This is a genomic window from Achromobacter sp. SX5 (genome assembly GCF_056711425.1).
The window spans coordinates 300,655-323,733 of record NZ_CM160041.1 but is presented as its reverse complement, the minus strand read 5'-3'; the positions used below and the strand labels follow the sequence as shown (position 1 = coordinate 323,733).

25 protein-coding genes are annotated in these 23,079 nt (G+C 68.6%); 10 read left to right on the top strand and 15 right to left on the bottom strand.

The genetic code is table 11. The features are described from left to right. Positions 1-191 precede the first annotated feature (191 nt). The gene (locus AC1M14_RS01530) at positions 192-845 is read right to left on the bottom strand and encodes a 2-hydroxychromene-2-carboxylate isomerase (protein ID WP_102773179.1); all 654 of its coding nucleotides are present in this window, start codon (positions 843-845) and stop codon (positions 192-194) included. Positions 846-949: 104 nt separating this feature from the next. Here AC1M14_RS01530 and AC1M14_RS01525 point away from each other — a divergent pair, with 104 nt between their 5' ends. Beyond that, the gene (locus AC1M14_RS01525; RefSeq protein ID WP_102773178.1) at positions 950-1,867 is read left to right on the top strand and encodes a LysR substrate-binding domain-containing protein; all 918 of its coding nucleotides are present in this window, start codon (positions 950-952) and stop codon (positions 1,865-1,867) included. Positions 1,868-1,877: 10 nt separating this feature from the next. On the opposite strand, the gene selD is transcribed toward AC1M14_RS01525, so the two are convergent. Continuing rightward, positions 1,878-2,939 (bottom strand): selenide, water dikinase SelD, encoded by a 1,062-nt coding sequence (selD, locus tag AC1M14_RS01520; protein ID WP_479730828.1) that lies wholly within the window; start codon positions 2,937-2,939, stop codon positions 1,878-1,880. 130 nt (positions 2,940-3,069) lie between these two features. Here selD and AC1M14_RS01515 point away from each other — a divergent pair, with 130 nt between their 5' ends. Next, on the top strand, positions 3,070-3,579 hold the full coding sequence (locus tag AC1M14_RS01515) for an acyl-CoA thioesterase (RefSeq protein ID WP_102773176.1): 510 nt from the start codon (positions 3,070-3,072) through the stop codon (positions 3,577-3,579). An 18-nt stretch (positions 3,580-3,597) separates the two neighbouring features. On the opposite strand, the gene AC1M14_RS01510 is transcribed toward AC1M14_RS01515, so the two are convergent. The 5 genes from AC1M14_RS01510 to AC1M14_RS01490 form a co-directional block, all read right to left on the bottom strand. Further along, positions 3,598-4,554, bottom strand: coding sequence for a sterol desaturase family protein (locus tag AC1M14_RS01510; protein ID WP_102773175.1), 957 nt, complete (start codon positions 4,552-4,554; stop codon positions 3,598-3,600). A 2-nt stretch (positions 4,555-4,556) separates the two neighbouring features. After that, on the bottom strand, positions 4,557-5,363 hold the full coding sequence (locus AC1M14_RS01505) for a polysaccharide deacetylase family protein (protein ID WP_111826120.1): 807 nt from the start codon (positions 5,361-5,363) through the stop codon (positions 4,557-4,559). Then, the gene (locus AC1M14_RS01500; protein ID WP_168202196.1) at positions 5,347-6,327 is read right to left on the bottom strand and encodes a YVTN family beta-propeller repeat protein; all 981 of its coding nucleotides are present in this window, start codon (positions 6,325-6,327) and stop codon (positions 5,347-5,349) included. Before AC1M14_RS01500 ends, AC1M14_RS01505 begins: the two co-directional genes overlap by 17 nt. A 173-nt stretch (positions 6,328-6,500) precedes the next feature. Continuing rightward, positions 6,501-7,364, bottom strand: coding sequence for a DUF2950 family protein (locus tag AC1M14_RS01495; protein ID WP_479730827.1), 864 nt, complete (start codon positions 7,362-7,364; stop codon positions 6,501-6,503). A gap of 5 nt (positions 7,365-7,369) precedes the next feature. Further along, positions 7,370-8,719 (bottom strand): DUF3300 domain-containing protein, encoded by a 1,350-nt coding sequence (locus AC1M14_RS01490; protein WP_479730826.1) that lies wholly within the window; start codon positions 8,717-8,719, stop codon positions 7,370-7,372. A 197-nt stretch (positions 8,720-8,916) separates the two neighbouring features. Here AC1M14_RS01490 and AC1M14_RS01485 point away from each other — a divergent pair, with 197 nt between their 5' ends. Then, entirely contained in the window at positions 8,917-9,354 is a 438-nt protein-coding gene (locus tag AC1M14_RS01485) for a universal stress protein (protein WP_102773170.1), read from the top strand. 3 nt (positions 9,355-9,357) lie between these two features. Here AC1M14_RS01485 and AC1M14_RS01480 read toward each other — a convergent pair whose 3' ends face one another. From AC1M14_RS01480 to AC1M14_RS01465, 4 genes are all read right to left on the bottom strand, one after another. Then, entirely contained in the window at positions 9,358-10,368 is a 1,011-nt protein-coding gene (locus AC1M14_RS01480; protein WP_479730825.1) for a 2Fe-2S iron-sulfur cluster-binding protein, read from the bottom strand. A 12-nt stretch (positions 10,369-10,380) separates the two neighbouring features. Then, positions 10,381-10,860 (bottom strand): GlcG/HbpS family heme-binding protein, encoded by a 480-nt coding sequence (locus tag AC1M14_RS01475; protein WP_102773168.1) that lies wholly within the window; start codon positions 10,858-10,860, stop codon positions 10,381-10,383. A 47-nt stretch (positions 10,861-10,907) separates the two neighbouring features. Further along, complete coding sequence (locus AC1M14_RS01470) at positions 10,908-12,368, bottom strand: aldehyde dehydrogenase family protein (RefSeq protein ID WP_479730824.1); 1,461 nt, start codon at positions 12,366-12,368, stop codon at positions 10,908-10,910. 122 nt (positions 12,369-12,490) lie between these two features. Continuing rightward, on the bottom strand, positions 12,491-14,023 hold the full coding sequence (locus AC1M14_RS01465) for a hypothetical protein (protein WP_479730823.1): 1,533 nt from the start codon (positions 14,021-14,023) through the stop codon (positions 12,491-12,493). A 227-nt stretch (positions 14,024-14,250) separates the two neighbouring features. On the opposite strand from AC1M14_RS01465, the gene AC1M14_RS01460 reads away from it, so the two are divergent. After that, positions 14,251-14,994: a sulfite exporter TauE/SafE family protein gene (locus AC1M14_RS01460; protein WP_102773165.1), complete on the top strand. Its 744-nt coding sequence runs from the start codon at positions 14,251-14,253 to the stop codon at positions 14,992-14,994. 67 nt (positions 14,995-15,061) lie between these two features. Further along, complete coding sequence (locus AC1M14_RS01455) at positions 15,062-15,763, top strand: GntR family transcriptional regulator (protein WP_102773164.1); 702 nt, start codon at positions 15,062-15,064, stop codon at positions 15,761-15,763. Positions 15,764-15,783: 20 nt separating this feature from the next. On the opposite strand, the gene AC1M14_RS01450 is transcribed toward AC1M14_RS01455, so the two are convergent. The 4 genes from AC1M14_RS01450 to AC1M14_RS01435 all read right to left on the bottom strand — a co-directional run bounded on the left by AC1M14_RS01450 (position 15,784) and on the right by AC1M14_RS01435 (position 17,561). Further along, the gene (locus AC1M14_RS01450; RefSeq protein WP_102773163.1) at positions 15,784-16,134 is read right to left on the bottom strand and encodes a 2Fe-2S iron-sulfur cluster-binding protein; all 351 of its coding nucleotides are present in this window, start codon (positions 16,132-16,134) and stop codon (positions 15,784-15,786) included. Beyond that, positions 16,131-16,457, bottom strand: coding sequence for a ferredoxin (locus AC1M14_RS01445; RefSeq protein ID WP_111826126.1), 327 nt, complete (start codon positions 16,455-16,457; stop codon positions 16,131-16,133). The genes AC1M14_RS01450 and AC1M14_RS01445 overlap by 4 nt, the downstream gene beginning before the upstream one ends. A gap of 5 nt (positions 16,458-16,462) precedes the next feature. Further along, entirely contained in the window at positions 16,463-16,762 is a 300-nt protein-coding gene (locus AC1M14_RS01440) for a 2Fe-2S iron-sulfur cluster-binding protein (RefSeq protein ID WP_102773161.1), read from the bottom strand. 67 nt (positions 16,763-16,829) lie between these two features. Next, entirely contained in the window at positions 16,830-17,561 is a 732-nt protein-coding gene (locus tag AC1M14_RS01435) for an iron-containing redox enzyme family protein (protein WP_102773160.1), read from the bottom strand. Between the two features lie 226 nt (positions 17,562-17,787). Between AC1M14_RS01435 and AC1M14_RS01430 the strand changes: the two genes are divergently transcribed. The 5 genes from AC1M14_RS01430 (at position 17,788) to AC1M14_RS01410 (ending at position 22,994) form a co-directional block, all read left to right on the top strand. Next, positions 17,788-18,009, top strand: coding sequence for a hypothetical protein (locus tag AC1M14_RS01430; RefSeq protein WP_102773159.1), 222 nt, complete (start codon positions 17,788-17,790; stop codon positions 18,007-18,009). A 191-nt stretch (positions 18,010-18,200) separates the two neighbouring features. Continuing rightward, positions 18,201-19,436, top strand: a complete 1,236-nt coding sequence (sorA, locus tag AC1M14_RS01425) for a SorA family sulfite dehydrogenase catalytic subunit (protein ID WP_479730822.1) — start codon at positions 18,201-18,203, stop codon at positions 19,434-19,436. A 10-nt stretch (positions 19,437-19,446) separates the two neighbouring features. Further along, positions 19,447-19,776: a SorB family sulfite dehydrogenase c-type cytochrome subunit gene (gene sorB, locus AC1M14_RS01420; RefSeq protein ID WP_102773157.1), complete on the top strand. Its 330-nt coding sequence runs from the start codon at positions 19,447-19,449 to the stop codon at positions 19,774-19,776. A 100-nt stretch (positions 19,777-19,876) separates the two neighbouring features. Continuing rightward, a complete protein-coding gene (locus tag AC1M14_RS01415; protein WP_102773156.1) occupies positions 19,877-21,562 on the top strand; it encodes an MFS transporter in 1,686 nt (561 codons plus the stop codon). Between the two features lie 7 nt (positions 21,563-21,569). After that, positions 21,570-22,994: an MFS transporter gene (locus AC1M14_RS01410; RefSeq protein WP_102773155.1), complete on the top strand. Its 1,425-nt coding sequence runs from the start codon at positions 21,570-21,572 to the stop codon at positions 22,992-22,994. The last annotated feature ends 85 nt before the right edge of the window (positions 22,995-23,079 follow it).

Genomic DNA, 23,079 nt, shown 5'->3' with positions numbered 1-23,079 from the left:
TTCTTCGGATCGCGCCTGCCGTCAGGCTGGGCGCGCTCGGCCAGTTTCCAATGGAAGGATACGCGCCGGATGCGGGCGGCGCGGAACTGGGTGAACGAACGGCCGCCCGGCATGGGCGCGCCGCGATAGGCACTGCTGGCGTTCTTCATTGTGTGACGAAGGGTTGACGGAAAACTTGCTCGGGCGGCGGTTCAGGCGCGAGCCGCCGACGGCGCCCAGGCGCCGACGGGCGCGCCGCGGCGGGCCCAGTCCAGCGCATCTTCCAGGCGGTCGTTGCCCCAGAACATCTCGCCGTCCACGAAAAACGTGGGCGCGCCGAACAGCCCCAGGTTGCGGGCGCGGTCGACCTGGCGCCGCAGCGCCTCCTTGGCGGCCTCGGACTTGGCGCGGGCGATCAGGGCGTCGGCGTCCAGCGCCATGCCGGTCAGCAGCCCGTGCACCACGTCCTCGGCCTGGATGTCCTGGTCATGCTGGAAATTGGCGCGGAAAACGGCCAGGCAGAAGTCGCGGCCCCAGGGCTCGTCCTGGCCCAGCAGGGCGATGCGCGCGGGCAGCACGCTCATGCGCGGAAACAGGCGCGGCCGGCGGTAGACCAGGCCGTATTTCTCGGCCAGGCGGGCGATGTCGCGCATCATGTAGGCGCCCTTGCCGGGAAACAGCCGGAACGGCGAATCGTTCCAGCCCTGGGCCTGGAAGATGGGGCCCAGCAGGAAAGGCTTGAGATCGACCCGGACTTCGGCCTCGCGGGCCAGGGCGTCGATGCGCTCGATCGCCAGATAGCTGTACGGGCTGGCGAAATCGAACCACATCTCGATGCGCGGCGCATCGGGCAGGGATACAGTCATCACGAACTCCGTAAGGGTCAGGGAGGCCTCCGAATCCCTATTGAACGCCCTCGGAGTACTATTGCTCAAGCAACATTTCCGTCCGGTACGCATGAGTTTCACGAATGCCATATCCGCTGGCCAAACTGCCGCCGCTTGATCTCGTCCGGGGCTTCGTGGCCGTGGGCCGCCGCATGAGCATTACGCTGGCCGCGCAGGACCTGCATGTGACGCAGTCCGCCGTCAGCCGCCAGATCCGGGCGCTGGAGGCGCACCTGGGCGTGGCGCTGCTGGTGCGGGGCTTTCGCAGCGTGTCGTTCACCTCCGAAGGCGCGCAGCTGTTCCGCATGGCCGACGTGTGGCTGAGCCAGCTGGGCGACCTCACCGAGCAGCTGCGCGCGCCCGAGCGGCGCACGCCCGTCACCATCACCACCACCATCGGCGTGGCCTCGCTGTGGCTGCTGCCGCGCCTGGGCGACTTCCAGGCGGCCCACCCGCAGATCGACGTGCGCGTGGCGGCCGACAACCGGCTCATCGACATCGACCGCGAGAACGTGGACATCGCCATCCGCTACAGCCTGCGCGACGGCGTGCCGGACACGGCGCGGTGGCTGTTCGGGGAATCGGTGGTGCCGGTCGCGCATCCCAGCCTGGGCGCGCGCGAACTGGACGCCCGCGAACTGCAGCGCCACGTGCTGCTGGAGTTCGACGACCCCGGCCGCCCCTGGCTGCAATGGTCGGAATGGCTGAACGCGCGCGGCCTGGGCCGGGCCCAGGCCAAGGGCATGCTGCGCTTCAACCAGTACGACCAGATCGTGCACGCGGCGCTGGCCGGCCACGGCATCGCGCTGGGACGGCTGGCGCTGGTCGCGCCGATGCTGGCGGACAAGCGCCTGGAGGCGGTGGGCGGGCAGGCTGCCAGCGCCACCGAGCTGGCCTACTGGCTGGTGTGCAACCCGCGGCGCAGCTCGCCGGACACGGCGGTGGTCATGCAGTGGCTGGCGGAACAGGCCGCGGCCACCGCCAGCGGCCTGGGCGCGTAGCGGCCCCGCGTTACTCCACCCGCACCAGCGGTTCGCCGGCGCTCATCTCGCCGATCACGGCGGCATCGGCGAAGCCGTGGCCGCGGAACAGGTCCAGCACCGCGTCGGCCGTGTCCGGCGCGCAGGACACCAGCAGGCCGCCAGAGGTCTGGGGGTCGGTCAGCAGGGCGCGCTGCGTGTCGGTGACCGACTCGCCCAGACGGATGGATTCGCCGTAGGAGGCCCAGTTGCGGCCGGACGCGCCGGTGATCACGCCGTCGGCCGCATAGGCCTGCACGCCCGGCAGCCAGGGCAGGCTGTCCAGGCGCAGGCGCGCCGTCAGGCCGGCGCCGCGCGCCATTTCCAGCGCGTGGCCGAGCAGGCCGAAGCCGGTCACGTCGGTCACGGCGTGCACGCCGTCCAGCGCGGCCAGCACCGGCCCGGGGCGGTTCAGCCGGGTGGTGGTGTCTATCATCACGCGGTAGCCGGCTTCGTCCAGCAGGTTCTTTTTCAGCGCCGCCGACAGAATGCCCACGCCCAGCCCCTTGCCCAGGATCAGCACGTCGCCGGCGCGCGCGTCGGCATTGCGCCTGACCCGGTCCGGATGCACCAGGCCCATGGCGGCCAGGCCGTATATGGGTTCGACCGAATCGATGCTGTGGCCGCCGGCCAGCGGGATGCCGGCGTCGGCGCATACCGATTCGCCGCCGCGCAGGATGTCGGCGATGACGCTGTGCGGCAGCACGTTGATCGGCATGCCGACGATGGCCAGCGCCATGATCGGGGTGCCGCCCATGGCGTACACGTCCGACAGCGCGTTGGTGGCCGCGATGCGGCCGAAATCGTAGGGATCGTCCACGATGGGCATGAAGAAGTCCGTGGTGGCGATCAGCGCCTGTTCGTCGTTGAGCCGGTAGACCGCCGCGTCGTCGGCGGTCTCGGTGCCGACCATCAGGTTCGGGAAACTGGCGGCGGGGCCGAAGCGCGCCAGCAGCGCCGACAGCACGCCCGGCGCGATCTTGCAGCCGCAGCCGCCGCCGTGCGAAAGCGAAGTCAACCGCGGCACGGCCGCGCTCGCAACATCCTGGGTCATTTCTATCTCCGGTCGATACGGCGAAGAGGATAGCACCGGCGCGGCGGCGATCCGGGAAACGCAGAAAACCCGCGACCTCGGGACGCGCCAGCCGCTACCATAGGCGTTTTATCCCAGATTCAATGCCGCCATGGACGACGCATTCAGCCACCAATTGTCGATGACCATCCTGATGACGCCGGACATGGCGAATTTCTCGGGCAATGTGCACGGCGGAACCATACTCAAGTACCTGGACCAGGTGGCCTACGCCTGCGCCAGCCGCTATGCCGGCCAGTACGTCGTGACCCTGTCGGTCGACCAGGTCGTCTTCCGCGAGCCCATCCACGTGGGCGAACTCGTGACCTTCCTGGCGGCGGTGAACTACACCGGCCGCACGTCCATGGAAATCGGGATCAAGGTCGTCACCGAAGACATCCGCAGAAAGCTGGTGCGCCACACCAACAGCTGTTACTTCACGATGGTGGCGGTCGACGAGCGCGGCGCGCCCACCGCGGTGCCGCCGCTGGCGCCGCGCACGCTGGAGGAAAAACAGCGCATGGAGGCGGCCAGGCTGCGGCGCGAGCTGCGCCAGGAAATGGAACGCCGGCACGGCGAGATCAAGCGCGAAACCACGCACGACGGCCACGCCGCGCCCTGAAGAACGCCGCGTCCGCCCTCAGGGGCGGCCGGCCAGGCGCTTGAGGCCCAGCCACTGCTGCGACCAGAAGCCGCGTCCGTAGTCGCGGCCGCCGGCTTCGGGCTGCTGGTCATGGATGCCCGTGGGGCCGTAGCCCACGCCGAAGCGCGCGGTGCGAAACAGCATGTCCCAGAACGGAAACAGCGCGCCGAAGTTGTAGCCGCCCGCCGGCCCCGGCGAGGAGGCGTCGTAGGCGATGGAGTGATGGTGCCGGTGAAAGCGCGGGCTGACCAGCAGGCGGTCGCCCAGCGCGCCGAAATGCATGCGCAGGTTGGCGTGCGACAGGCTCTGCGCCAGCTGGGTGATGGCCACCACCATCACGAACTGCGCCGGCGGCACGCCCACCAGCTGCGACACGAACACCACCAGCACGTCGCGCAGCATGTCGTCGAGCAGATGGTTGCGGTCGTCGCTCCAGATGGTCATCTGGCGCTGGCTGTGGTGCACGGCGTGCAGCGCCCAGAGCCAGCCGAAACGGTGCTGGGCCCGGTGGTAGAAGTAGTCCACCGCGTCGAACAGCAGCAGATAGATGATCAGGCTGACCCAGGCGCGGTCGGTCACGCCGGGCCAGTACTGGTCGAGCTGGAACGCGGCGAAGCCCCATACGTGCAGCTGGCCGAACACGCTGTCCCACAGCGGATCGACGGTGAAGAACAGCACCAGGCGGAACGCGCCGAGCCGGTGGATCAGCGTGTACAGCACGTCCACGCCGATCTGGCGGCGGTCGGTGACGGGTTCGACCGGGCGCAGGCGCTGCAAGGGACCGAATACCAGCACCAGCACCGCGATCTGCAGCAGGCCGACCAGCAGCCACATCGTGGCGTCATAGCCGTCCTCGATGAAGTTGCTCAGGCCCAGGTGAAACAGCGCGGGCTGAACCGCCGTCTCGAAGATCCATTGCTGGCATTCTCCGAAAAGTCGACTAAGCGTTTCCATGATCAATGATGCGTGGCGATCCAGCCGCTATAGGCCGGATGCGTGTTCAGGGTGGCGAAACAATAGCCCTTGCGCTGCAAACCTTCAATCAGCGGCTCCAGCACGGCCGGCGCCCACGGGTCCTGGCGCGACCAGATGCCCAGGTGGGCCAGCAGGATGTCGCCCGGCTTGATGTTGCGCAGCGCCTGATCCAGCAGGCGGGCGTTGGGATATTTGTCGCTGGGCAGTTCGTCGCCCAGGAAGCCGGCGGGCGCCCAGCCCACCTGTTCGTAGCCGCAGGCGCGCGCGGCCTGCAGCAGCGCCGGCGAGGTCTTGCCGCCCGGCGCGCGATACAGGGGCAGCATGTCCTGCCCGGTCATTTCGCGAAAGCGCGCGGCCGAACGCTTGATCTCGGCGCAATATTGCGCCGACGTCCATTCGGCGCGCTTGCCGGCGTCCGGGCCGGCGCTGGGCTTGACGCGGAAGCGCCCGCCCGGCAGGTCGCCCTGCCAGTAGACGTGGTCGTAGGTGTGCGAGCCGAAGGCATGGCCTTCGGCGGCGCGCGCCTTCCACCAGGGCGCCCAGACTTCGTCCAGGCTGGCGCCGCCGGTCAGCGTGCGTTCGTTGGCCAGAAAGAACGTGACCTTGACCTGGTGGCGCGCCAGCACCTCCGCCACCAGCGGGGCCACGCCCATGTGGCCGGTGTCGAAGGTCAGGTAGACGGGCTTGTCGCAGGCGGCCGGCCCCGCGGCGCCGGCGTTCGACACGGCCAGCGCCAGCGCGGCGGCGGCCGCCAGGCGCGCCCGGAAAGCGTCAGCGCGTAGGCGCATGGTTGAGCGTCCAGACGCCATGCGGTGACTTGCCCACCGGCACCTGGCTGGAAACCTTCTTCTGCTCCAGGTCCACCACGGTAAGCTTGCGCGCCCAGCGCGAGGTCACCAACAGCGTCTTGCCGTCGGCCAAGACGTCCATGCAGTCGGGGCCGCCCGGCACCGCGAAGGTGTCGGTGACCGTCAGCGTCTGCATGTCGATGCGGCTGATGGAATTGGCCGTGCGGTTGCTGACGAACAGGTGGCGCTGGTCGCCCTGCGCGCGGAAGGCGTGCGCGCCGGCCGCGGTCTTGATGCGCGTCACCAGCCTGGCCGGGCCGTTACTGACGTCGTAGGCTTCCACGTAGGAATCGCCGGTCAGCGCGACCAGCAGCGTCTTCTGGTCGGGCGTCAGGAACACGTCGGCCGGCGTCTTGCCGACCGGCACCGTCCACTTCGGCGTCTGCGTGGCCAGGTCGATGGCGATGAGCTGGTCGCTGTCCTGCAGCGTGACGTAGGCCGTCGTGCTGTTCCTGTCGATCATGATGTGGCTGGGCGTCTTGCCCGCCGGGATGCGCTTGACCAGCGTCAGGTCGAAGCCCTGCTCCAGCGGCTTCCAGGCATAGATGTCGATGTGGTCCAGGCGGTTGGCCGCCGTCACGAACCACTTCATGTCCGGCGAGAACTGCAGCTGGTAGGGATCGACGATGCCGGTCAGCGTGCGCTGCACGTCGCCGGTGCGCGGGTCCATCAGCGTGATGGTGTCGCCGGTGGCGTTGGCCACCATGAGCGATTTTTCGTCCGGCGTCAGGTACAGGTGGTGCGGCTCCTTGCCCGTGGGCACGCGCCGCAATTCCTTGTAGGTGGCCGGGTCGATGATGCTGACGTTGGCGTCCAGAGAATTCAGGACGAAGATCGGGGCGGAAGCCGCCGCGGCGCTAAGCGCCATCCCCACGCCCACCAGGGCGTAGCGGACAAAATGCATGGGGTTCAATTTCTGGATCCGGCAAAGGGAAATCGGTCAGTCTCGCGACTGCTCGCCATTGTAGGCACGGCGGCCTGACAAATGCATATCAGCCCGCCGTTTCGCCACAAACGCACACGCCTGTTGCGGTCCGGCAACAAGCCGGCCGCCGGCCCCCCCTCAGACCGATAAAGTCATTTGGCGCCAACGGGTTGCGCGTCAGCGGAAACCCAGTTGCCGGCCTCGATATCGCGTTCGCGCAGCGCCGCCGCGCGCGCCGCCGACGACGGCCCCAGGTCGGCCTCCAGCACGCCCCCTTCCGGCCCGACGACGAAGGAATCGATGCCGGTCTGCCCGTACCGGGCGGGCCAGGCCACGATGCGGTAGGAGTCGGCGCGCGCGCCCGGAATCACCTTGTAACGGTAGCCGTAATAGGCGTCCTCCGGCGGCACGTCCGGCCCCATGGCCAGCGCGTCCGGTCCGTAGGCCTGCGGCGGCGAGCCGGGCAGTTCGGGCCAGTACAGCCCGTCGCGCTCGCCGGCGCGGCTGACCAGCCGGCCGGCGTAGCGCCCCTGGCCGACGCCGTCGCGGTAGCGGACCTGGGCGGCCTGCAGCTGGCGCAGGGTGTCTATGGCGGCCAGTTCGTTGCGGCCGATGGCGCGGCGCCGGATCTCGGCCGTGCCGGCCGCCGGGTCGAAGCGCCAGCCGCTGCCGGCGCGCACCATGGGCACCGGCAGGGTCCAGCCCGAATCGCCCACCGCCAGCCAGGAACGGCCGCCGTCGGCGACGATTTCGTGCTTGCGCGACCAGGCCGCCAGGAAGCGGTAGATGTCCTCCTGCGCCACGCCGCCGGGCACGATGCGCCGGTGGTTCGGGCCCAGCACCTTGGCCAGGCCGTCGAGGTCGCCGGTGGCGATGGCGTCGACGAAGGCGTCGGCGGCCGCCTGCGGGCTGGGATACAGGCTCTGGGCCGCCGCCGGCACCGCCAGGCCCAGCGCCAGCGCGAGCGCGCCCAGCGCGCGCAGGGAAAAGAAAGTCGGGAAAGCGCTTTTCTGCATGGTGCTTACCTCCGGCCGCCGAAATGTCCGCCACCGCCGCGTCCGCCGCCCATGTGGCCGCCGCCGCCCATATGCCCGCCGCCGCGCTGGATGCCTGCGCCGCCGTGGCTCATCTCGCCGCGATGGCTTTGCTGGCGCATGCGTTCGCCGTTGCCGGCGTCGCTAAGCGCATTGGCGCTATTGGAGGCGCGGCTGCGGTTGCGCGCCGCGGACTCGTCGGCGCGCTGGCGCTGCGCGGCGGCCTGCCGATCCTGCGTGGACACGCTGGAGGCCCGGTTGTGCTGGGCCGGCGCGGCCTGGTGCCCCGCCCCGCGGCTGCCGCCGCCCTGGGCGCGCGCGCCGCCCGGCTGGGCGTGCCCGGCGATGGGCTGGCCGGTGCGGCCTTCGAAGGACTGCGCCGCGCGCTCGCGGGCGGCGTCGCGCGAACCGGGCGCCGGCGTCCGGGCAGCCTGGCCCTGGCGCGCCTGCGGGCGGTTCTGCAGGCCGGCCTGGCGCTGGCCGTCGAAGCGCTGGCGGCTGGCGGCGTCGGCGTACGGCGCGCTGCCGCGGTTGGCCGGATTGTGCTGCCAGGTGGCCCTGTTGTTGTTGAAGTTGCTGCGGTCGATGCGCTGGTTGACGTTGATGTTGTTGTAGCGGTTGATGTCGATATCGACGTCGTTGTGGCCCCAGTCGAAGCCGCCCCACATCGAGTTGACGGCGGCCACGCCCAGGCCGAAGCTGAGCCCGGCCACCAGCGAGGTGGCGAACACCGACCCCGGCGGCGGCGGATAGTAGTAGGGAGGATAGGAGGGATAGGCCCAGGTGCCGTAGACCACGCTGGGGTTGTAGCTGGGCACGTAGACCACCTGCGGGTCGGCCGGCTCGATCACCACCACCGTCTTGTCATTGGTGGTGCTGGAAGTGACCTTCTGCTGCGGCGTGCTCTTGAGGTTGCCGGCCTTCTGGGCCTGCACGCGCAGGCGCTGGACGGAATCCATGACCGCGTCTGGCTGCGCCAGGAAGGCGTCGCCCACGGATTTCACCCATTGCGGCTGCCGGCCCATCATGTCCATGACCGAGGGAAACGCCACCAGCGATTTGACGCTGGGGTCCCAGGCCTCGCCCTCGACCGCCTTGACGGCCTGGTCGCCGGATTCGGAAGTGTGCGCGGCCGACCATTTGGCGGCCGCCGCCACGTCGTCGGGATAGGTGGCGCCCATGAGTATCTGGGACAGCAGCGAATCCGGGTACAGCGCGACCGGCGCCATGAGCTGGTCCAGTTGCGCGTTGTCCAGCTTGGTCTGCGCCACGGCGGGCAGGCAGGCCGCCAGTCCCATGCACAGCCAGCCGATGAACCATTGTTGCAATCGACGCATTTTCCGTTCTCCGTGAATCGCAAAGCATGACGCCACAAGCCAGGAGGGAACTGCCGGATATCGCGCTGACAATATATGCTCAACCGCGGCGCAGGGGAAGCCCGCCGCCTCGTCCTTAGGCGGGACTGGCCGCCCGCCCCCGGCGCGCCTATACTGGTTGCGCGGCTGTTCAGTCCCTTTCCTGAAGGAGAGGCAACATGTACAAGCACTTGCTCATCGCCGTGGACGGCTCGCTGCTGTCCGAATCGGCATTCAAGCGCGCTCTTGTTTTCGCCAAGGAAATGGGAGCCACGATCACGCTCATCCGCTCCATCCCGGAAGACCATCTGCTGATCTACCAGGCCGAGATGCTGGGCACCACGCAGAACCAGCACACCGACCAGGCGCGCAAGAACGCGCAGGCCTATCTGGACGGGCTGGAAACCGAAGCCCGCCACGCGCTGGTGCCCTGCAACGCCATCGTCACGGTCAACGACCACCCGCACCAGGCGATCGTCGAGACCGCGCAAAGCCAGGGCTGCGACCTCATCATCATGGGTTCGCACGGCCGCCACGGAATGACCGGCTTTCTGCTGGGCAGCGAAACCCAGCGCGTGCTGGCGCATACGCGGCTGCCGGTGCTGGTGTATCGGTAGCGTTTATCCCGCCGCCACCAAGGCGTGCTGGAAGGTGAAGCTGTCGGCATACATATGATCGAGGCTGGCGCCGCGCGTGGCCAGCAGCTGCTTGGCCTGCTGGATCATTTCCGGCGCGCCGCACAGATAGATCGCGTGTTCCGACAGGTCGTCATGGTCCTCCATGACGGCCTCCTGCACGTGGCCGCGCCGTCCCTGCCAGCCGGCCCCGGCGCGCGAGAGCACCGGCACGAAATTGAACTCGTACAGGCGCGCGGCCCAGCTTTCGATCTGCTCGCGCAGATAGAGATCGGCCTCGGTGCGCATGCCCCAGTACAGCGTGACGGGCGGGCAGTCGGGGTTGTCCAGCAGCGACTCCAGGATGGCCTTGATCGGCGCGATGCCGGTGCCGGTGGCCATCATGATGAGCGGCCGCCAGTCTTCCTCGTGATAGCTGAACACGCCCAGCGGCGCCTCGATCTCGACGCGGGCGCCGGCCTGCGCCTGGCCCAGCCAATGGTCGGTGTAGCGCCCGCCCGGAATGCGGCGCACGTGGAAATCGACCAGGTTGCCCGAGGGCGCGGAAGCCATGGAGAAGCTGCGCGTCTCGCCGTCGGGCAGCAGCACGTTCATGTACTGCCCCGGCACGTACTCCAGCCCGTCTTGCGGCAGCGCCAGCGTCAGGTGGATGACGTCGTCGCAGTAGCGTTCCAGGCGGTGGATGGTGGCCGGCAGGCGGCGCGGCTCGGGAAACGACTGCCGGCTGGCGGGCACGCTGATGCACAGGTCGCCCAGCGGCCGCGCCTGGCAGGCCAGGGCATAGCCCTCGGCCGCCTCTTCGGGCGTCAGCGCCATCGGGAATTCGTCGTATGAGACCGAGCCGGACTCGAGCCGGATGCGGCAGGTGCCGCAGCCGCCGAACGTGCATTCGTGCGGCAGCTTGACCGCCGAGCGCTCGGCGGCCTGCAGCACCGATTCGCCCTCTTCGACGTGGAACGCCTCGTCCGTTTCCAGGATGTGCACGCGATATGCCATGGCCGGCCTCGACTATTTCTTGATGTCCGCCTCGACCAGCACTTTCATGCCGCGCGGCTCCAGCAGCGCGGCCAGCGCCGCCAGCGCGGCCACGCCGGCCTTGGTGTCCTGCTCGCCGTTGCCGCCGCTCAGGCCGACCCCGCCGATCACCTCGTTATCCACCACGATGGGAAAGCCGCCGACGAACACCGCGAACTTGCCGTCGAAGCTCCACTGGATGCCGAAGGCCTCGTTGCCGGGCAGCGCCGGACCGTTGGGCGGCGTATTGAAAAGGTGCGTGGAGCGCTTGTGGCCGGCGGCCGTGAAGGCCTTGTTCCAGGCGATCTGCGGGCCGGTGATGCGGGCGCCGTCCATGCGCTCCAGCGCGATGGGATAGCCGCCGTCGTCGACGATGCAGATGGTTTCCAGCACGCCGATCTCTTCCGATTTGGCGATGGCGGCGCGCACCATGACGCGCGCTTCTTCCAGTTCCAGGCGATAGACCTGCTTCATGGCGATATCCTTTTTTCCGGTTGCGTATGGGGAAAGGGAGCGCGGCCTCAGCCGGCGCGATAGACGGTCTTGATCTGCGTGTAGAACTCCAGCCCCGCGCGTCCCGATTCGCGGAAGGTCGAGGTGCTGGAATGCTTGAGCCCGCCGAACGGCGCGTTGATCAGGTTGCCGGTGGTGGTCCGGTTGATCTTCACGGTGCCGGCCTGGATGTCGCGGGCGAAGCGGTGCGCGTAGCGGGCGTCGGTGGTGGCGATGGCCGCGGCCAGGCCGTATTCGGTGTCGTTGGCCTTGGCGATGGCGTCTTCATAGCCGTCGACTTCGATCAGCGCGATCACCGGGCCGAAGATTTCCTCGCGCGCGATGCGCATCTGCTGCGTGACCCCGGTGAACAGCGCCGGCGACACGAAATAGCCGCGGTCGAAGCCCTCGCCGGTCAGGCGCTCGCCGCCGTACAGGTGGGTGGCCTCCTTCTTGCCCAGCGCCACGTAGCCCAGCACGTTGTCGAGCTGCCTGGAGGTGGCCAGCGGGCCCAGGTCGAAATTGCCGTCCATGCCGTTGCCGATGGTCAGCGCCTTCATCCGGGCCAGCAGGCGCTCGGTGAATTCCTGGCGCACGCGCTTGTCCACCAGCACCCGGCTGGTGCCGGTGCAGGCCTGGCCGCTGAGCGAAAAACCGCCCTTGACCGCCAGTTCCACGGCCCGATCCAGGTCGGCGTCGGCCAGCACGATCAGCGGATTCTTGCCGCCCAGTTCCATCTGGGTGCGCGTGGTCAGGCCGGCCATGCGATGGATCTGCTCGCCCGCGGCGGTCGAGCCGGTGAACGAAATCGCGCGGACTTCGGGCGCGGCGGTGATGGCCTCGCCCACGGCGGCGGCCGGACCGGTCAGGAAATTCAGCGCGCCGGCCGGCAGCCCGGCGTCGATCAGGGCCTCGGCCAGCCGGTAGCCGGACAGCGGCGCGTCCGACGAAGGCTTGAACACCACCGTGTTGCCGGCGATCAGCGCCGGGGCGATCTTGCGGGCCGGAATCGAGATCGGGAAATTCCACGGCGAGATCACCGTGACCACGCCCAGCGGCTCGCGCTGGCTGTAGACGACCATGTCCGGATCGTCGTTGGGATAGGTTTCGCCGGTGTAGGACTGGCCTTCCACGGCGTAGAAGCGGATGGTCTGCGCCGAACGCAGGACCTCGTCCTTGGCCAGGGACAGGCTTTTGCCCTCTTCCCGCGTCAGTTCGCGGGCGATGTCGGCGGCGCGTTCTTCCAGCAGCTGGGCCGCCTTGGTCAGGATCGCGGCGCGCTTGGAGATCGGCGTATCGCGCCAGCCGGCGAACGCGGCCTGGGCCGCCTCCACGGCCCGGCGCGCGTCGGCCGCGTCCGAGACCTGGAAGCGGCCCACCACGTCGCCGGTGTCCGCCGGATTGATGTTGGGCGCCGTCTTGCCGCTGGCGCTGGGCGTCCAGCTGCCGCCGATGTGGTTCAGGAAAGTTTGCTGCGAGAGATCATCCACGGGAGCGCTTCCTCAAGACTGTGCCGGGGAGCCGCCGGGCGGCGGCGGGTCGGCTTTCTGAACATTGTATACTTTAATCTATATGGGGCGATACGTGAAAACCCCTGGTCGCCCCGCGCGGATCAGCGCCAGATCAGCACCGCGCAGATCGTCGAGGTGAACAACGCCAGGAGTACCGGCAACAGCAGCGCGCGCACCAGCGACAGCACATTGACCCGCGCGAAGCCCGCCACCGCGATCAGCGACGACCAGGCGATCAGCGTGCCGCCCCCGGTCCAGACCGCGCCCATCTGCCCCACCGCGGCCAGCGTGGCGGGGTCCACCCCCACCACCGGGCCCAGGGCGCCGGACAGCGTGCCGGTCAGCGGCAGGCCGGCGAAGCCCGAGCCGTCGATGCCGGTGATCATGCCCACCAGCAGCACGCCGAAGGCCACCAGGAAATGGTTTTCCGGAATCAGGTGCTGGCCGGCGGAAATCACCTCGAACAGCAGTCCCGGCGCCTGGGCCTGGGGCACGCCCAGGATCTGCGCGGCGGTCTCGTTGGCGCCCACGAAGAAGAACCCCGCGATCGGCAGCACCGAGCCCATGGCCTTGAAGGCGAACACGAAGCCGTCGGTGACGTGCTCCGGACAGACGTCCAGCATCCGGCGCGGGCCTTCGGCCGCCAGCGTGACCAGCATCATCACGACCACGGCCACCCCGCCCACCAGGGCCGCCGCATCGCCGCCGCGCAGCGCCGGCAAGGACGGAAACAGGCGCGGCAGCACCATCACGGCGATCACGCCCAGGAACGCCAGCGGCGTGACCACCGCGAAGGTCTTGGACCAGCGCACCCGGCGGCGCTCATCGTCGCTAAGGGCCGGTCCGCGCGGCAGGGCCGGGTCGGCGCCCATGGTGCCGCGCGCCAGCTCGGCCTTGTCGAACGAGCCCGAGTGCTCGATCTCCGCCAGGCTGCCGTCCTGCGCGCGCGCCTGCCAGGCCGTCAGCAGCGCGGCGTCGGCGGGAACGATGTGCTTGCGCACCAGCAGATAGGCGGCGGTCAGCGCCACCGCGCCGGTGATCAGCGACAGCACCAGCGCGCGGTCGGCCACGACGGCGGCGCTGACCGCCGCGCCGGCGGCCTTGGCGCTGATGCTGGGCGCCACCCCGATCACGTAGTCCGACGACAGGGCCATGCCCTGCCCGGCGATGGCGATGGCCATGGCGCCGGCCAGCGGCGGCAGGCCGGCGGCGATGGCCGCCGGCAGCAGGATGGCCGAGACCAGCGGCACCGCGGGCGTGGGCCAGAAGAACAGCGAGATCACATAAGTACAGAGCGCGATGATGAGGAAGGAGGAATGCCCGCCCCGCATCACGCGCCGGAACGGCTGCACCATGCGCACGTCGGCCTGCAGCGTCTTGAGCGCGTTGAGCAGCGCCGTCATGAAGGTGATCACCAGGAAAATATTGAACAGCTCCTTGGCGGCCACGAAGCTGGCCGAGAAGATGCCTATCAGTGCGCTGACCGGGCTGCCGGTGATGGCGAGCACGACCAGAAAAGTACCGATGACCGAGGGCACCACCACATTGGCCCGCAGGATCATCGTCAGGATGATGGCGGCCACGCTGAATAGGTACATCCAATGAGCGGCATTGAGCGCGACGTCCGGTTGCATTGCTTTTCCCCTTGTATGCATGACTGTCGGTTGAGCAGCAACGGTATACTATATTTCGCCTTGATCTATATCAATCAAAATATGTAGGACCTGGGAAAAGCGATAATTCTTAAAAATCGTTGAATATCAAGCAGAAACCAAGGGATTACCCTGGATTTCCGTCCTGGACGGAAAATTCTGCCGAATCACAGATAGACTATCGTATACATAAATACCCCATCCCCGGCATGAGCCCCTCCCTGCCCTATCCCGACCTTCTGCAGTACGCCACCATGGCCGTCGTCGTATTCGGCGCCGCGATCGCGCAGGGCGTGGGCGGCGTGGGCTTCGCCATGTTCGCCGCCCCCGTGGCGGCCATGTTCTTCCCCCAGCTCGCCCCCGGTCCGCTGCTGACCCTGGGCGGCTTCATCTCGCTGCTGACCGCGCTGCGCGAACGCGCGGCCATCGACTGGCCCTCGGTTTCCTATGCCCTGGCCGGGCGGGCGGTGGGCACGCTGATCGCCGTCTACGCCATGACGCGCTTCGCCCCGCAGGCGCTGGGGGTGCTGTTCGCCGTGCTGATCCTGGCCGCCGTGGCGCTCAGCGCGGCCGGCCTGCGCTTCAGCGCGACCCCGCGGCGCGTCTCCGGCGCGGGCGTCGCCTCGGGGCTGATGGGCACCATGACTTCGGTCGGCGCGCCGCCGCTGGCCATCGTCATGCAGCACGCGGCGCCGCCGCGCCTGCGCGCCACGCTGGGCATGGTGCTGTTCCTGGGATCTCTGTTTTCGCTGGCCATGCTGGCGCTGGCCAAGCGCTATACGGGTTACCACGCCGGGCTGGCGCTCAGCCTGGCGCCGTTTCTGCTGGCCGGGTTTGCGGTCTCCAACCGGCTGCGTAACCGGCTGCCGCCGCGCGCGGTGCGCGGCGTGCTGCTGGCGGTGTGCGCCATCGGCGCGCTGGGGGTGCTGGTAAAGGCCTTCTGGGGCGGCTGAGGGCCTGTCGCCCGTCACGTCCGGTAATACAATGGAGACTGTATCCATTACGCAAAACCTGCTCGCCATGACCACTACTCCCGCCACGCAGCATTCCGCTTCGCTGAAGATCGGCGAGCAGCACCCGCAATTGTTCGCCGTCATCCGCGACAAACTGCGCGAACGCATCCTGAGCGGCGAATTCACGCCGGGCGACCGCCTGGTCGAAGGACGCCTGTCCGAGGAAATGGGCGTTTCGCGCATCCCGGTGCGCGAGGCGCTGCGCGCGCTGGCCGCCGAAGGCCTGGTCACCATCGAGCCGCGCCGCGGCGCGTCCGTGTCGGTGCTGTCCGACGCCGTCGCCTACGACATGGTGGAAGTGCGCGCCACGCTGGAAGGGCTGAACGCCAAGCTGGCGGCCCAGCGCCGCGACGAAAAAACCGTCGAGCGCCTGCAGGCCTTTCTGCGCGAAGGCACCGAGGCCGCGCGCAGCGAGCAGCTGGACAAGTTCCTGGCGCTGAATTCGCAGTTCCACGAAATGCTGGCCACCATCGGCGGCAACGTGGTGCTGACCGACCTGATGCGCTCGCTGCGCGACCGCACGGCGCTGCTGTTCGCGCCCAGCAACATGCTGCGCGCCAAGCAGAACTGGGACGAGCACTCGCAGATCCTGAACGCCGTCATCGCCGGCAACGGCGACCTGGCCGCTCTGCTGGCCAGCCAGCACGTGCACAACGCCGCCCGCGCCTACACCGAAGCGCAGCAGGCCCAGCACGCCTCGGTGGCGTAGGCCGGGCCTCGGGGGTTCGTTCAGGCCTGCGCCTGCACCGGGTCGGCGGGCGCGCCCACCACCACGCCCTTGCCGTTCTGGATCACCCAGGACACCTTGATGTCGCCGTTGACGAAGGTCTGGCAGGCCATGCGGTAGCCGGCCTCGAAATCCTCCGGCCGCAGGTGCTTGCGCTCCTTGGGCTTGATGGCGTCGGTATTTTCCAGGCCCTCTTCGATCCGGCACTTGCAGGTGCCGCACAGCCCGCCCCCGCACTTGAACGGGATGCCGCCTTTTTCCTTGAGCGACACCCGCAGCAGGTTGCTGTTCTCGGGCGCCGTGGCGACCTTGCCGCCATTGGAAATGAATGTGATCTGGACCATGGGTTTCATTGCTCCGCAGGGACGGCGCCGCTGCGCAGCGTCAGGGTCGATTGCATGCTGCCGAAGCGCGTGAGGTGCGACAGCTCCTTGCGCGCCGCTTCCACCGACGCAAATTTTTCGAGGAACTTGGAAGGCACGCGGTTGACCACGTACGGCGGGGTCTCTTCGGTCACGGTCAGCCGGGTCTCGCCGCGCAGCCGCGCGATGCGGTACTCGGCCAGCGCGCGGCCGTAGAACCGGTAGTCGTAGGTTTCGATGATCTCCACGTCCTCGCCGGCCTCGGTGCGGAACACGCCGGGCTTGGAGGTCAGGATGACATATGCCGGTTCCATCGCCGCTACGCCTCCACGTCCTGGGTCAGCTCGATGTCGCTGTTGAGCCAGAGCTGGCAGGCCAGCCGGTAGCCCTGCTCGACGCGCTCGCCGAGCTGTTTTTTTTCCTTCCAGTTCACCGGCGGCAGCTGCTCGGCCCCGGCCAGCACGCGGCAGGCGCACTTGGCGCACTTGCCCATGCCGCATTCGTAGCGCAGATGCGGATACGGAAACTGCTTGATGCCGGCCCGCACCACCAGGTTGGTGTTTTCCTTCACCACCTCGGTGTAGGTCTGGCCGCCTTTATGAAACACGACTGTAGGCATGGTGCTCTGATCCCCTGCGCTCTTCTCTCGCCGTCCGGCGCGAAGCCGGACGGCCTGCGTTGCTGTCTCAGGCGGCCAGGCCCAGTTCGGGCAGGGCGATGTCGTTCTGCACGTAGTCCGTGTAGAGCGCCGTGGTGTAGAGCAGCCGCATCTGCGCGCCGATCTCGCAGATCTTCAGGCAGCGCTGCTGCAGCTCCACCGTGTTGGCGTGCTCCAGCACGATCTGGTAGCCGCGCTCGCCGTGGATTTCGTCGGACACGATGTGCAGGTCGAAGAACTCCACTTCCTCGTCGGTGAAGCCGTATTTCTCGCGCAGCGTCGGCGTCTGCTTGCGGTAGATGGAGGGCACCTGCGATTCGAGGCCGACCACCAGCCCGGCCACCGCCACGATGGGGTCTTCGCGCATGGCCACGGCGTAGCACCAGCTTTGCAGCGCGCGGGTGGTGGGCGACATGTTGTCGGGGTCGACCACGCGCTCGCGGGTGGTGCCGCAGGCTTCGGCGAAACGGATCAGCAGGTCCGTGTGGCGGTCTCCGCCGATTTCCTCTTCATACATATTGGCCAGCAGGAAGTCCTTGGCCTCGGTGTACGAGTCCGGCGTGCGCGCGTACAGATAGCCCAGGTAGTCGGCGAACGGCCCCACGTAGTGGTAGTGGTTCTCGGCCCAGCGCTGCAGATGCTGGCGGCTGAGCTTGCCCTCGGCCCAGGCGATAGAAAACGGCGAGGCGTTGGCGCTCTTGCCCTTGATCGCGTTTTCCAACGCGGTGCGGAATTCATCTCGGTTCATCAGTTCAGCCATGGCGCGCTCCAAGGTCCAGTAGGGAGGATTCCAGGCCGGTCCGGCCTGGGCATGATGAACATTGTATACCATCTACTATTTTGAGGGCCTAGGGCAATCCCGAGGTCCATCAGGGATAAACAGGGACAGTCTTATTTAAATCAAGCACTTGGACGCTTGGCGGGGCTGGCGCATCGGGGTCGATGCTGGTACACTGAATACACTTTCAATGCAATACGGAAATACCATGAACACCCGCCATCCTCTGGGAGACGCCCCCATCGGCCAGCAGCTGCTGAGCCACTACGCCCGCCGCGACGCCGTGCGCCATGCCACGCCCCTGTTGCCCTCGTCCTGGGCCGAATGCTTCGCGCCGTTTCGCAACGCCCGCCTGCAGCCGCTGCGCGAAACCGCAAGCCGGCGCGACGGTTCCGCCCGCGGCGACGCGACGGTCTGCCAGGCCGGCTGATCCGTCTTCCCGCAGCCCACGCACAGAGCCCCCTTGCTGGGGGCTTTTTGTTTGGCGGGCCGTCCGAGCGGAAATCCCGGATTTTGAAACGGGCGATGCAACAATTAACGCACTTGTCAGCCCGCCGGGCGTAGTCTCAATCCCTGTACGCCGCCGCGCAGGGCGTCCAATAAGAAAGAGGAGACCAGAAGATGAGCACATTCGATCCGAATGCGCGCCGGCGCTTTCTGCGCCAGGCCTGTACTTTGGGCGCCAGCAGCACGCTGGCCGGCCATACGCTGACCAGCCTGGCGGCGCCCGCCACCGTCACGCTGCCCTTCGCCAACGGCGAGCGCGACTTGATCGCCTACCCGCAAAAGCGCCCCCTGATCCGCCAGACCTCGCGTCCGCCGCAACTGGAAACGCCGTTCTCCGTCTTCGACGAGAACCTCCTCACGCCCAACGATGCGTTCTTCGTGCGCTACCACCTGGGCAACATCCCAACCACGATCGACCTGAACACCTACCGCATCAAGGTCAGCGGGCTGGTGGACAAGCCGCTGGAGCTGTCGCTGTCCGACCTGAAGCAGCACTTCGGCAAGCCGGTGGAGCTGGTGGCCGTGACCCAGTGCTCGGGCAACAGCCGCGGCTTTTTCTCGCCGCGGGTCGGCGGCGGGCAGTCGGGCAACGGCGCCATGGGCAACGCTCGCTGGCTGGGCATCCCGCTCAAGCGCGTGCTCGAAAAAGCCGGCATCCGCGCCGAAGCGCGCCAGGTCACGTTCGAGGGCATGGACCGCCCGGTGCTGCCCGGCACGCCGGAATTCGTGAAGGCGCTGGACACCGCCCATGCGATGGACGGCGAGGTCATGCTGGCCTACTCCATGAACGGCGCCGACCTGCCCATGCTCAACGGCTACCCGGTGCGGCTGGTGGTGCCGGGGTATTACGGCACCTACTGGGTCAAGCACCTGGCCGACATCAAGGTGCTGGACAAAGAGTTCGACGGCTTCTGGATGCAGAAGGCCTACCGCATTCCCGACAACGATTGCGCCTGCACGCCGCCGGGCAAGGCGCCGGAGAAAACGCGTCCCATCGGCCGCTACAACGTGCGCAGCTTCATCACCAGCCTGTCCGAAGGCGCGCGCGTCGTCCGCGGCAAGCGCGTGCAGGTGCGCGGCATCGCCTTCGACGGCGGCAAAGGCATCCGCGAGGTGCAGTTCTCGTCCGACGGCGGCAAGACCTGGCGCGCCGCCACGCTGGGCAAGGACCTGGGCCGCTATTCGTTCCGCGAATGGCATGCCGACTTCACGCCCGAGGCCGCCGGCGACTACGAGCTGAAGGTGCGCGCCACCAACATGGCCGGCGACACGCAGCCGCTGGAGGCGCTGTGGAACCCGGCCGGCTACATGCGCAACGTGGTCGAAACCGTACGCGTCACCGCCGCCTGAGGAGCCCGCCATGATCCGCCAATTCCGTCGTTGCGCGCCGGCGCTTGCGCTGGCCGCCGCCTGCCTGGCCCCTGCCGCCCAGGCCCTGGAAATCAAGCTGCCCCAGGAAACCGCCAAGCTGCATCCCGGCACCGGCGCCGGCGCCCAGGCCGCGTCGCTGTGCCTGATGTGCCATTCCGTGGACTACGTGTCCTCGCAGCCGCCCATGCCGCTGGGCTTCTGGGAGGCCGAGGTCAAGAAGATGGTGGGCACCTACGGCGCCCCGATACCGCCCGACCAGGTGCCGTTGATCGTGGAGTACCTGAACCAGGCTTATCCGCCCGCGGCGGCCAAACCTTGAGGGACGGGCGGGCCGGCCCACCTGCCATCCGCTTCGGCGTACCATTACCCGACCCGGACCGCTCGCCGGGGCGCCCTGAAGGCGCCCCGCCCCCATTCCCATGCTGCAACCCGTTTCAGCCACGAACGATCTGCCCGCTGACGCGCCGCCCGCGCCCGTACTGAAAGTCAGCACGCTTTCCCCCTTCGCCTTTCCGGCGTTCCGCATCATCTGGATCGCCAACCTCTTCGCCAACCTGGGCACCTGGGCGCAGTCCGTCGCCGCGGCCTGGATCATCACCACCGAGCAGAGCAGCCCGCTGATGGTGGCGATGATCCAGGTGGCCGCCGCCTTTCCGCTGGTGGCGCTGTCCATCGTGACCGGCGTGCTGGCCGACAACTACGACCGGCGCAAGGTCATGCTGGCCGGCATGCTGCTGGAGCTGGCCGGCGGCGTGTTCATCACCGTGCTGGCCTTCGCCGGGCTGCTGCATCCCATCACCCTGATCGCGTCGGTCTTCTGCATCGCCATCGGCAGCGCCATCATCACCCCTGCCTGGCAGGCCGCCGTGGGCGAACAGGTGCCGCGCGCCCACGTCGGCAGCGCCGTGCTGCTCAACAGCGTCAACTTCAACGTGGCGCGCGCGGTCGGACCCGCCGTGGGCGGGCTGCTGCTGGGCGCGCTGGGCGCGCCCTGGGTGTTCCTGCTGAACTGCTTCTGTTTCGGCGGGCTGATCTGGGCGATCTGGCGCTGGAAGCGCGACCTGCCCGAACGCCGGCTGCCGCCCGAGGGCATCTTCGAAGGCGTGGTGGCGGCGCTGCGCTATACCCAGCACTCCACCGTGACCCGGGTGGTGATGCTGCGCTCGTTCGCGTTCGGCCTGTCGGCCAGCGCGCTGTGGGCGCTGCTGCCGCTGCTGGCGCACGAACACGAGGGCGGCAGCGCGCTGCTGTACGGCTACATGCTGGGCGCGCTGGGGCTGGGCGCCATTCTCGGCAGCGCCGTGGTGCGGCGCATCCAGGCGGCCTGGGGCGCCAGCGGCCTGGTCAGCGTCGCCGCCGGGCTGCTGGCCGCCTGCCTGCTGGCGCTGGGGCTGGCCGATACGCTGTGGATCGCGTTTCCGGCCCTGCTGCTGTCGGGCAGCTGCTGGATCGGCGTGCTGGCCACCTACAACACCACCGTGCAGATGCTGGTGCCCGACTGGGTCAAGGCGCGCGCGCTGGCGCTGTACCAGACGGCCATCTTCGGCGGGCTGGCTGCGGGCTCGTTCATGTGGGGCCACTTCGCCGAGACCATGGGCGTCTCGGGCGCGCTGGCGGCCGCCGGCATCATGCTGGGCATCACCGTGGCGCTGCTGTACCGGTCGCGCCTGCCCGAGCAGGTCGACGCCCAGACGCTGGTGCGCGCCGACAATACCGAGCCGGCGCTGGCCGCGGCCGGCTTCAACACCCAGCACGGCGCCGTGCTGGTCACGGTTGAATACCAGATCCCGCGCGAGCGGCTGTCGGAGCTGATCCAGGCCGCGCGCCCCTTGCGCCTCATGCGGCTGCGCAACGGCGCGCAGCAATGGCAGCTGTTTCGCGACCTGGAGCGCGACGGCGTCTGGCGCGAGGCGTTCCTGGTGGAAAGCTGGATGCAGTACCTGCGCATGACCGACCGCATGACGCTGGCCGACAAGATGGTGCTGGACAAGGTGCGCGCGCTGCACGCCGGCGACAAGCCGCCGGTGGTGTCGCGCAGCATCAGCTATCTGGCCATGAACGAGGCGCAGGGCTTCTCGCTGCGCCGCGACCCCGAATCCCTGTAGCCGGCACATGCTCACCTTCTCTCGCAACACCGTCTATCCCGCCGGCGTCGGCCTGCCTGCCTCGGAGCGCCTGGGCGCGCTGCTGGCCGTCATGCTGGCGCTGTGCATGACCAGCCTGGACACCGTCATCTCCAATACCGCGCTGCCCACCATCGCCCGCGACCTGGGCGCCAGCGACGCGGCCTCCATCTGGGTGGTCAGCGGCTATCAGCTGGCCATGGTGGCGGGCCTGCTGCCCGCCGCGGCGCTGGGCGAGATCCTGGGCCACCGCCGCGTCTTCATGGTGGGCCTGGCGGTCTACACGCTGACCGCGCTGACCAGCGGGCTGGCGCCGTCGCTGCCGGCCCTGGTGGCCTCGCGCGTGCTGCAGGGCCTGGGCGCGGCCGGCGTGATGAGCGTCAATGGCGCGCTGCTGCGCTTCATCTATCCCTCGCACCTGCTGGGCCGCGGCCTGGGCCTGAACGCCATGGTGGTGGGCCTGTCCTTCGCGGCCGGCCCCACGGTGGCCTCGGCCATCCTGCTGCTGGGCTCCTGGCACTGGCTGTTCCTGATCAGCGTGCCCGTCGGCATCCTGTGCACGGTGCTGGGCCTGCGCGGCCTGCCGGGCACCACCCGCGCGCGCCACGGCTTCGACGGCCTGGCCGCGCTCTTGTGCGCGCTGACGCTCGGCCTGTTCGTGCTGGGCGTCAATGAACTGGCGCAAGGCGCAGCGCCCGCGCGGGTGGCGCTGGAATGGGGCGTCTCGGCCGCCAGCCTGGCCCTGCTAATGTGGCGGCAGGCGGGCCACCCCGCCCCCATCCTGGCCGTGGACCTGCTGCGCCGGCCGCTGTTCGCGCTGTCGGCCGCCACCGCCGTCTGCGCCTTCGCGGCCCAGGCGCTGGCCTTCGTGTCCCTGCCCTTCCTGCTGCAGACCACGCTGGGCTACACCCAGGTGGAGACGGGTTTCCTGATCACGCCCTGGCCGGTGGTGGTGGCCCTGATGGCGCCCATCGCGGGGCGGCTGTCCGACCGCTATCCCGCCGGCGTGCTGGGCGGCGTGGGGCTGGCGCTGATGGCGCCGGGCCTGGCGCTGCTGGCCCTGATGCCGCCCGACCCGCCAGTGTGGGACATCGCCTGGCGCATGGCCTTGTGCGGCGCCGGATTCGGCTTCTTCCAGTCGCCCAACCTGCGCGCCATCATGATGTCGGCGCCGGCGTCGCGGGCCGGCGGCGCCAGCGGCATGATCGGCACCGTGCGCCTGCTGGGCCAGGCCTCGGGCGCGGCGCTGGTGGCGGCCTGTTTCAATATCTCGGGCGCGCGGGGCGCCGTCATCGCGCTCTGGCTGGGCGCCTTGTGCGCCGCGCTGGCCAGCATCGCCAGCTTCTCGCGGCTGCGGTTCAGCGCGCCGGACCTCGATGCCGAATCCGCGCCAAAACACGCTAACTCGCAATAATGTTTCGCGATCTTGCTGCTATTTGCGCATTAAATCGACACATACGTAAATTATGAAACAGCGCCTAAATATCTGATGACGCCTT

Excerpts from the sequence above, each read along its gene's own strand:
- AC1M14_RS01495 (WP_479730827.1), bottom strand. The coding sequence starts at position 7,364 with ATGCAGAAAAGCGCTTTCCCGACTTTCTTTTCCCTGCGCGCGCTGGGC.
- AC1M14_RS01465 (WP_479730823.1), bottom strand. The coding sequence starts at position 14,023 with ATGCAACCGGACGTCGCGCTCAATGCCGCTCATTGGATGTACCTATTC.
- selD (WP_479730828.1), bottom strand. The coding sequence starts at position 2,939 with ATGACCCAGGATGTTGCGAGCGCGGCCGTGCCGCGGTTGACTTCGCTT.
- AC1M14_RS01410 (WP_102773155.1), top strand. The coding sequence starts at position 21,570 with ATGCTCACCTTCTCTCGCAACACCGTCTATCCCGCCGGCGTCGGCCTG.
- AC1M14_RS01485 (WP_102773170.1), top strand. The coding sequence starts at position 8,917 with ATGTACAAGCACTTGCTCATCGCCGTGGACGGCTCGCTGCTGTCCGAA.
- AC1M14_RS01475 (WP_102773168.1), bottom strand. The coding sequence starts at position 10,860 with ATGAAGCAGGTCTATCGCCTGGAACTGGAAGAAGCGCGCGTCATGGTG.
- AC1M14_RS01525 (WP_102773178.1), top strand. The coding sequence starts at position 950 with ATGCCATATCCGCTGGCCAAACTGCCGCCGCTTGATCTCGTCCGGGGC.
- AC1M14_RS01480 (WP_479730825.1), bottom strand. The coding sequence starts at position 10,368 with ATGGCATATCGCGTGCACATCCTGGAAACGGACGAGGCGTTCCACGTC.
- AC1M14_RS01455 (WP_102773164.1), top strand. The coding sequence starts at position 15,062 with ATGACCACTACTCCCGCCACGCAGCATTCCGCTTCGCTGAAGATCGGC.
- AC1M14_RS01530 (WP_102773179.1), bottom strand. The coding sequence starts at position 845 with ATGACTGTATCCCTGCCCGATGCGCCGCGCATCGAGATGTGGTTCGAT.
- AC1M14_RS01490 (WP_479730826.1), bottom strand. The coding sequence starts at position 8,719 with ATGCGTCGATTGCAACAATGGTTCATCGGCTGGCTGTGCATGGGACTG.
- AC1M14_RS01430 (WP_102773159.1), top strand. The coding sequence starts at position 17,788 with ATGAACACCCGCCATCCTCTGGGAGACGCCCCCATCGGCCAGCAGCTG.
- AC1M14_RS01440 (WP_102773161.1), bottom strand. The coding sequence starts at position 16,762 with ATGCCTACAGTCGTGTTTCATAAAGGCGGCCAGACCTACACCGAGGTG.
- sorB (WP_102773157.1), top strand. The coding sequence starts at position 19,447 with ATGATCCGCCAATTCCGTCGTTGCGCGCCGGCGCTTGCGCTGGCCGCC.
- AC1M14_RS01500 (WP_168202196.1), bottom strand. The coding sequence starts at position 6,327 with ATGCATTTTGTCCGCTACGCCCTGGTGGGCGTGGGGATGGCGCTTAGC.
- AC1M14_RS01415 (WP_102773156.1), top strand. The coding sequence starts at position 19,877 with ATGCTGCAACCCGTTTCAGCCACGAACGATCTGCCCGCTGACGCGCCG.
- AC1M14_RS01510 (WP_102773175.1), bottom strand. The coding sequence starts at position 4,554 with ATGGAAACGCTTAGTCGACTTTTCGGAGAATGCCAGCAATGGATCTTC.
- AC1M14_RS01460 (WP_102773165.1), top strand. The coding sequence starts at position 14,251 with ATGAGCCCCTCCCTGCCCTATCCCGACCTTCTGCAGTACGCCACCATG.
- AC1M14_RS01505 (WP_111826120.1), bottom strand. The coding sequence starts at position 5,363 with ATGCGCCTACGCGCTGACGCTTTCCGGGCGCGCCTGGCGGCCGCCGCC.
- AC1M14_RS01515 (WP_102773176.1), top strand. The coding sequence starts at position 3,070 with ATGGACGACGCATTCAGCCACCAATTGTCGATGACCATCCTGATGACG.
- AC1M14_RS01450 (WP_102773163.1), bottom strand. The coding sequence starts at position 16,134 with ATGAAACCCATGGTCCAGATCACATTCATTTCCAATGGCGGCAAGGTC.
- AC1M14_RS01435 (WP_102773160.1), bottom strand. The coding sequence starts at position 17,561 with ATGGCTGAACTGATGAACCGAGATGAATTCCGCACCGCGTTGGAAAAC.
- AC1M14_RS01445 (WP_111826126.1), bottom strand. The coding sequence starts at position 16,457 with ATGGAACCGGCATATGTCATCCTGACCTCCAAGCCCGGCGTGTTCCGC.
- sorA (WP_479730822.1), top strand. The coding sequence starts at position 18,201 with ATGAGCACATTCGATCCGAATGCGCGCCGGCGCTTTCTGCGCCAGGCC.